Source organism: Phycisphaeraceae bacterium (assembly GCA_040222855.1).
GTDB lineage: Bacteria > Planctomycetota > Phycisphaerae > Phycisphaerales > Phycisphaeraceae > Mucisphaera.
Genome location: JAVKCD010000007.1, coordinates 1 through 725 on the forward strand (window position 1 = coordinate 1; position 725 = coordinate 725).

The following is a 725-nucleotide window of genomic DNA, read 5'->3' on the forward strand; positions in this document are numbered from 1 at the left end:
GGGCGTCTCGTACCACCCCAGCCACCTCGGCCGGTTGCTACACGCCTTGGGGTTCTCCTGCCAGAAGCCCCAGCGGCGGAGCAAGGAGCAGGACCCCAAGGCGGTGAAAGTCTGGCGAAAGGAGAAGTGGCCGGCGATAAAAAAGGGGCGAAGACGATCAAGCTAGCGTGGTGTTTATCGACGAATCGGGCTTTATGCTGCAGCCGTTGGTGCGCCGCACGTGGGCACCAACGGGCCAGACGCCGATCTTGGAACAGTGGGATCGACACGATCGCCTCAGCGTCGTCACGGCGTTGGCGCTCTCGCCGAGGCGTCGCCGTGTGCGGATGTTCTTCAAGCTTTTGGATCACAACGCCAAGGCGGAAGACTTCGTGTGGTTCCTCCATGATCTGCGGCTCGAACTGGGCCGCAAGCTGCACGTGGTCTGGGATAACCTGGGCGCCCATCGTCGGGCAGAGAACTGCCTGCGAAAGCTCGCGTGTTCGTGGGCCCGGTTCCACCGCCTGCCCGCGTATGCACCGGAACTCAACCCGGTCGAGCACGTCTGGACCACCGGTAAGTGGGGCCCGCTGGCCAACGCGCCCTCCGACGACATCGACCAACTGCAAGCGAGCGTCGACACCGAACTCGCCCGGCAAGCACACCAGCAGCAACTCCTTCGCGGACACTTCCGATGGGCGAAACTCGAACTCAGCTAAATTACTTTGCTGGCGCATTAGTCAATA

Annotated in this window: 1 pseudogene; it reads left to right on the forward strand. The window is 62.3% G+C overall.

Annotation, left to right across the window (positions count from 1 at the left end):
* The first annotated feature begins 161 nt into the window (after window positions 1-161).
* Window positions 162-698, forward strand: a pseudogene (locus RIG82_03250) (IS630 family transposase).
* Window positions 699-725 lie beyond the last annotated feature (27 nt).